An 8,115-nucleotide genomic window follows, 5' to 3' on the forward strand; every position below is an offset into this window, starting at 1 on the left:
GATAAAATTAATTGCTGCCTACTTGTAGGTCAGAAGCATCTAGCTGCCCGTTGCCATCATCTTGATAGTATTCTCGCCGGTGGCAGGAGGTGGTCTTGCCTGGAGGAATGATCAGGTAGTAACGGAAGGTACCCAGTTCATCGAAGTCTGACGCAGTCACCACCATGCTAGTCGTGCCGGTAGCTAGAAATGTTGCCCCTGTAATCGTCGTGAGCTTGATCAAGAGGTCATCGGGTATTTCATTAAAATTCAGCGTAGCTTCTACAAGCTGGTAGTCATCGTCAAAGGTATCGATCACTTGCCAAGAGGTTTCCGTGTAAGAATAGTCTTTCAGTGGCTTAATCCTTATAGAATCAATGATTGCCCCATCCACGCCTGTTCGAGCGACAATTGAACCTTCCTGTTGAGAAAGCAGTTTCAAGGTGAAATCGTAGGAATTATCGTAGCTCACACTGAGATGGTAGTCACATTCCACCAATGCGCTATCGCTGAGATAAATTGCCGACCAATCTCTGGACTTTCCAATCTGAGCAAAGGTGTCCGGTCCCAAGTTTGCATCCACCACCTTTAAGAAATAGCTCACGGCGACCGTCTGAGACAGTGAATCGGTATATTGAGCCTGAATCTCGTAGGAGCCATCTTCGATAAATTCGTAGGCATAGGCATCGGCCAACGTCATCGTATCCGTCGCCTGCGATGTGAAGTTTTCACCATCACCCTTGCGAATGTCGAGGCTCACCGATGTGGATTGTGATTCGCCTGGCAAATCCAAGCCAAACAGTAACGTATCGCCTTTACGGATTTTAATCGTATCAGCCGTAACAAGATCCAATGGCGCCCACTCGATTTCCCTAGTGTAAACATCCAAGTCATTCTGCTCCGAAATTTCGACTACTGTCTCCGTACCGGCATCCAAATCAATGTCAGTGTAATAGATGCCATAGGTCGCCCGATTCACTGGCAGAGTAGTCGTATTTCCGGAATCTCCCAACAACCAACTCGTCAGAGCTAGAGTTTCAGGGAAATAGCTTTCACCCTCAAGGCAGTATGGTGAGACATGAGAGACAATGTTTGCAGGGTCATTGGAAAGCAGATTTGCCAATCGCGTTTCCTTCCAATCCTCAATGCCGTCGCTGTCAGTATCTGGCCCCTCATAGTCCAGTATCGCAATCGAACTAATTTGGATGGAGTTCGAAACGCCATCGTTTAACCAAGAAATTCGTAAAGAGTGAGCCCCAGTTCCCAGTTTCGGCAAGATGAATTTAACCGTCTTGGACCCGCCATCGGAAATATCAACAATGCGGTATCCAATGGGCTCACTATCGACAAAAACTTCAATTGTCGCATCATCAAAATCGATCGAATGGTTGCTGTAACGCTGAAGCTCTATTTCCAAACCATAAACATCGGACTGAGCTAAACTAAAATTATACTCAAGCCATCCCCGTATATCACGCGAATAGACAGTATCGCCTAGGACATTCCACGTTCCTAAAGAACTGCTGTAGGACGAAGGCAAGATGGAAGCGATCGTATTCACAACCCCGGAGAACTCTGTATCATCCGTTTTATCCGTGAACGTGAGGTTATCTTCCTCGAAGTCTGTCCATCCATCTCCATCACTATCCGTGGTGTCTGCGGAATCCGTAATGATGTAGCCCATGCTTGGCGCCCCTGACTTCGAAACCCCAATTTGATCAAGAGGGCTCTGTGGGTCAAGGGGATCTGAGCCGGCAAGCACCTCATCCCCGTCGCTAAAGCCGTCCCCATCGGTATCAAACTTAGCCGGATCGGTGCCAATCCCTGGACTCCCTCCAACGCCAGATTCAACGGAATCCGTCAGGCCATCACCATCAGAATCCGCATTGCTGTAGAATGGGTTTGTTCCATTCGCAAGCTCGTAGCCATCCTCGTAGTCATCATCATCCGTGTCATCATCATCATAGTCAAGGTACTGGGCAGAGCCATCAAGCGGGTCATAACTGACATTCTGATAAGAGTTCTCATACCAGTTGGGGAGCAAGTCATCATCATCATCCCGGTCATCTCCAAATGGGTCATAGGGGATTTCTAAAACTCCAGCCGAAACCACATGCACCAAAATCAGTTCATCGTAGTCACTAACCGTATCGCCTAATGCTGAATCCGTATTCTGGCTCACTGGATTGAGGTGCTCCGCCGGATTCTTGGGATTAAAGTAGCCCACCTCAAATCCATCGCTAAGTCCATCTCCATCCGTATCCGATAAGAGCGGATTAGACTCCTTGCCGAAAAGCAAGAACATCTCGTATTCTTGGAGGTTGGTCAGGCCATCTCCTCCGCCTGGCTCCTGGTCAGCATGTGGATCATCAATTCCATACTTCGCCTCAAACCAATCTGCCATGCCGTCGTTATCAAAATCATATGGCAGTGCGACTGGGGTGGGTTCGGCAGAATCTGTCGGGTGATATCCATTGCCCAACTGGCCATAGTAATTATCCCCCCAAGCAAACATACCGCCCTCAGTCCACGCCAGATAATGATTATTTCCAGTCGCAATTTGTAGCGGTAAATAACCACCAAACGAGAAATCAACAGGAATAACTCTTGTATCCACCGTGTGATAGGGAATTATCCAAATTTGATGGTTAGCGTCTAAGAATATAGGATAGGTTTCATCCCTCGCAATTTGGATAACATCATCCAGCAACTCATCTCCGTAGCCGTCGCTATCAATATCCCTCCAGACCGGCAACCAAGCATTATTTGCAGCAGCAAAAAACCAAACAGATCCATCTGAACGGAGGGCATAATCACCTTTCAAATCAACGACATCATCAATCGTCCCAATCCTAGTAGCCCGCGACAGACCACCATTGCCCCAATGCCAAGTTTCTCCCCGGTAATCAATCGCCATACCGGTTTGATCTGGGTCTGCAAATATGAACTGATCTAAGACATTATCGTCCGCATCAACCATAAACCCTGGCTCATTATATGGATCAACAGCAGTATCACGACTGAGATCAAGCCTACCCCAACTATACCCCTTACCCTGATCGTCAATAACGTAGGGCGTGTAGAACGCGCCTTCGACGGATATCGGCTTACCGAATCCAGCAGGAAACATTACAGGCTGTGGTGTATCCACATCACTCGTCAGCGACCCTAAACCTAATTCAGTATGTTGACTCCCCCACGTAAGAACACTGCCATCAACCAGCGTTATAAAACTGCCATCAAGTATCGTCGTAACTTGATCAACGATATAACTATCCGAAATCAATACGGGGTAGTTCGCGCCCTGAGCCGAATCATATGATGGAATATCCCCAGCGCCCAAAATAGCCTGATTACCACTCTCGCCCCATGTGTACAGCGCCCCATGCTTATCGGCCAAAATGTTATGATCGTATGCCGCAAAGACAGCTCCGACCGGATAGTAACCCTTGGCAACTTCACTTGGCGCATATCCGCTGCGATATGCTCTCGCTTTGACTCTTGTTGTGTCAGTAATCCAGAGAGATTCATCAGGCGCAAGGATTGGTGAACTTTGATCAGGAGTTGAGCCGTCCGTCGTGTAATGAATGGTTGAGTCGATCGTACTACAATTGATAGCGACTTCAATATGCCCCACGCTCGCCCTTGGATTAGGCGTGAATCGCGGTGTGGACACCTTAGGCAAATAGGAAACCTCGGGCAAAACTGTTGGCAAAATATGGACACTGCTCGCCATTGATGCTTGTCCCAAATTGGAACCGGCCCTTCCCCAGACATAGATGGTTCCTTCAGTATCTACGGCAAAGGTATGCTGATCCCCACTAGCAATATCGATAATATCGATATCTTCGAAAAAAGGAATTTTGACCGCTTGCGACTGAGTAAAATCATCAAAATCATAACCTAAACTATAGTAATTCGAGCGTCCCCAGGCCCAAACATCGTGATTACTATCAAGAGCAAATCCAGTAGCCAGGTATCCTAACACTGCCTTAGAAATATCATCCAAGGTTGTGACCTGACCGTTTTCGTCCAGCGCTTCAACCGGACTCGCCATGTAGTAGCCACCGCCACTACCAATCCCACCATAGCTATTACTACCCCAAGCCCAAAGCAAACCGTAGCCATCATCATCCGGATCTTGTATAGCTAGAGCACGATTGTCCCTGGCATAAATGTATACAATATCATCCAGTTCACCATCAGGGGTATAATCATTGTCGTCATTAATCACGACATATCCCGGCACAATATCATTACCAGAATCATTCCCCCGCCCGTTATATGTATTATCACCCCACGCAAGTACTTTTCCTAGGCCGTCATTCGCGACACCGGTATCCTCCAGCGCAAATCCACAATATGAGCCAGCCGCAATTTGAAGTATGTTATCGATTGGATCGCCGTTCTCATCAACCACCTTTGCCGCAACCTTATCATAATCGAGCTCTGGGTCTATAGCATGCCCCAATTTGCTATAGCTCTTGGAACCCCAACTCCAGATATTTTTAGACTCATCCAAAGCCATGCCCCAACTCTCCCCCATGGCCACTCGAACGATATCTTGAAGGTAGATATTCTTCTCGGGCATTATGTATTGGTTGGAGAGGATGTCTAACCCAAGTTTCAAGCTGGTGTTATGTCCAGTTGCATAGACATCACCGTCTGAAGTCGCAAATAGCGTTCCATCACTACACGTGGACACATCAATAATATTCGGCAGTGTCCGATTGATTACCGGGATCCAGAGGTTACTCGACTGTAAAGGATCATTGCCAGTTTCGCCTTCCCCGTCATCTCCCCAAACCTCCATGAAGCCACTCTCCTTAATTAGAAAGCTTGCATCGTCGCTCACCATCTTGTTAGTAGCGGTGCTGGGTTTTACCGAAGTCGAGAATGTCAATGGCGCTGGAGAGCGCAGTGCCGTATGGGATGGATTTCCAGCGATATCAAAAGCGACGACATCAACATCGTAACTCGTATCAGGCTCCAGCCCATTGAGCCAAGCTCGGTTTATTTGAGAATTGCCTACCGCTTGCCCATCAACATACAAAACATATCGATGGATGCGAGTTTGAGTGTCAGTTGAAGCATCCCAGCTCAACTCAACACTTGACCAACTTTGCGATAAACCCACATCGTTGGCATCAGGATCAACCACCGCAATATTGGCAGGTAAGGAGGGTCCGGTTGTGTCTTCAGAATGCACTAGTGGATCGGATCCATCTAAAATCTCTTGATAGTTGAAAATTCGGTCGTGGTCTTCATCGCCATCAGCAGAGCCAAGTGTATCCAAGTTCCCATAATGGGACATTTCCAGCCAGTCAGGAATGCCGTCCCCAAGCACATCATCACCAGCAGCATTCACATAAGACTCACTATCCTGAAGCTTCCAAGTTTCGATGTCCCAGCTAAAGAGCATCTTAGCCTGACCAAGTAACGCCACGCTCTCATTGACTGCACCTACATTAGTTGTCCACGGGTATACAGCTGGTTCGTCGTCCAACATACTTGCTGCTATAAGCGGCAATGGCGTTTCTCCGTCCTCGACCACAGGCCAACCGTCAGAGCCTGGCCCAAATCCAATACCCTTAAAACGCTCGTAATAGAGATGAGAAATATTCTTGAGTTGCCCCAAGTTAGCAACACTCAGATTGTCTCCACTTGTTGGCGATGCAAGCCATGCATCCACCATTGCATCAATATCGTCACCCGCACCTCCAATCAAAGCCAGCTCTTGATCGAGCTCATCTCTAGCCTTGGACGCGAAATGCTTCAGTTGCCCTAGAGCAGCAGGAGAATAATTACCGTGATCGTCAGCATCCAGCTTGGTTACATCTATCAAGCTCTCCGCCGAATCGGCATCATACCACCATTCAGGATAGTAACTGGGCCAATTAGCAGGAACACTCGCCTGCAAAGCTGAAGTTAATCCGATGAGGCAAAGTAGGTAAAGAATCGGGCGTTTCATGCATTCACTGTTTACAAGTATTAAAAGTTACTATTAAGCAGTCGTAATACTTTTAGATCAACAACTAACTATGTAACATTTCTGTGCAGACCAAATCGGTTAATTCCCAAAAGCACCCATCGAGATGTCCCCTTGGGCACGGGCAAGTAACACTTGGCTTGTGGCATCATCAGTCCCCAAGACAACCGAACCATCCTGGAATACAGTTAGGCCGTTCTTTAAATCTGAAGAACTAGTACCGACACCCACCTCAAACACCGGCCCCGGATCAGCGCCCCCACCCTGCCAGTAAGTTACATCTGGCAGGTTTCCGTTCTTGGTGACGGCCTCATTGTATTGGCCGAAAGCAACTCCCGCTCGAGCGCTTGCAGTCGCATGAATACCAAATGCCGCAGCGTATAGTCCATCGACCACATTGTATGCGCCTGCAGCAAATGCATAACGTGAAGACGTCGAAATTTGATTGCCCGCTCCAATACCAACTGAACCCTCAGCATCCACTGTATTACTATCACCAATTGCCAAACAAAACGCGCTGCCAATCGTATTGAAAATGCCTAGGCTGATATTATATCCTGTTCCAGCTTCAATCGTCGAAAATGCACCTAAATTGATCGATGAAACACCATCAGTAACCACGTTATAGCCCGAATAGATGGACTGATTCGATCCGTCTATTTTCAGATTGCTAGTGACACTGGATAGATCCCCAACAATCAACTTCCCTGAAGGATCGAGCAGCATTTGACTTTCAAAGTATGCTCCATCACGATACCCCCACTCCCATACGGCAGAATCTTCTGTATTCATCCACCGTGTCTGGGAATAGCTAGTCGGCCATACGCTAGTGTCCGTAACAGATTCCAAATACGACTGCTCAACTCCACTTCCGGTCGAGCTACCAGACTCTTCGATCGTTAGAATGCCATTTACCTCAGCATTCCCACCTCCAGTTGGTACTAATGTCGCATAAGTGTGAGAGCAGACGAGAAGGACAATTACCGTTTTACATTTCATCATAAATTTAATTTTAAAAGCTATTTCTTCGTTTATTAAATTAGCTAAAACTCTACGACAGAGGCAGTTGCGCTAGCATGTATAAGCGCCATGCATTCCTGATATCCTTTGGTGGACATCACCTCACGGCGTTCTCTGGGCGGCAAACTGCGCACTTCACTGACTTTATCAATTGCCAACCTTAAGTCTGCCGAGATCGCTTCGTCGCTCAATAAATCCAGAGACATAGATGACGACTGCCCGCGATCCTCTATCCTCTCAGCCATAACCCGAGAATCAATCTGTGAAAATAGAGCGCGAATGTCTACTTCTGGAAATTGAGACATGCGTGCGCGACGCTCACGAGCAGCCATGCCCAGCATCTCTAGTTGAAACTCAAGTCTTTGCTTAACATGTGGGTTATCAGATTGCTCAATTCTGGTACGATAAGCTGCTTTTCTCTCTTTCATTGAACTAGCACTGTTCAATCTGGGAACATCAAGCATACTTTGATTCAGGCGATCACGCTGCCACAGAGCCATTGCTTGGCGACGCTGATAAGCATCCAACTCTTTAATGCTCTCCATAAAAGCCTGCCTCTCGGAAACAGACTCATAACCACCAATGCCCAGAACCTCCTGAATGCGCTCTTGATTATCCACATCACCTTGCGCTTTCAGATATTCTGAATTGTCGAGAAGTTGCGCTGACAAGCATCCGGGGATACATAGCCAAATAATGAAATTAATGAGATCGCGTTTCATTTAATTGAAAAAATCAGCAACTTGTATCACGTGTCGACCCTAAAAGATACTCACGATCCCTTTTTTATTTATCATAATCTAAAATATACTTAAGTCACTAATCATATAAGCCAATCTCCAAGCATAAATGAAGTCACCAATCAAAAAGCTCGAAATCGAATCACAACTTCTTGCCATAATTAATCATCATTATCATTCATTCTTATCATACCAGTTAATTGAGCACTGAGCTGTTCATTGAAATCTTTTCTTTGTTTTGATGGGCAACATTCTTGCACTCCGTTTATGGTTACTTCTTGGAACACTTGGCCGGGCCCCCTGAAACCGTTCCATTGCCCGTGAGAAGATTTTCGGTCATAGACACCGTAAGATCATATGAAAAAAGGACGTCGCAGCACCGAACAG

Annotated in this window: 3 protein-coding genes; all 3 read right to left on the reverse strand. The window is 46.9% G+C overall.

All coding sequences use genetic code 11. The annotated features are described in order from the left end of the window. Positions 1-7: 7 nt before the first annotated feature. On the reverse strand, positions 8-5,950 hold the full coding sequence (locus RBB63_RS22560; RefSeq protein WP_309387623.1) for a chitobiase/beta-hexosaminidase C-terminal domain-containing protein: 5,943 nt from the start codon (positions 5,948-5,950) through the stop codon (positions 8-10). 99 nt (positions 5,951-6,049) lie between these two features. Continuing rightward, complete coding sequence (locus RBB63_RS22565; protein ID WP_309387625.1) at positions 6,050-6,760, reverse strand: hypothetical protein; 711 nt, start codon at positions 6,758-6,760, stop codon at positions 6,050-6,052. A gap of 251 nt (positions 6,761-7,011) precedes the next feature. Continuing rightward, complete coding sequence (locus RBB63_RS22570) at positions 7,012-7,710, reverse strand: hypothetical protein (RefSeq protein ID WP_309387626.1); 699 nt, start codon at positions 7,708-7,710, stop codon at positions 7,012-7,014. Positions 7,711-8,115 lie beyond the last annotated feature (405 nt).

It is taken from the genome of Cerasicoccus frondis (assembly GCA_031296915.1).
GTDB classification, from domain to species: Bacteria; Verrucomicrobiota; Verrucomicrobiia; order Opitutales; family Cerasicoccaceae; genus Cerasicoccus; species Cerasicoccus frondis.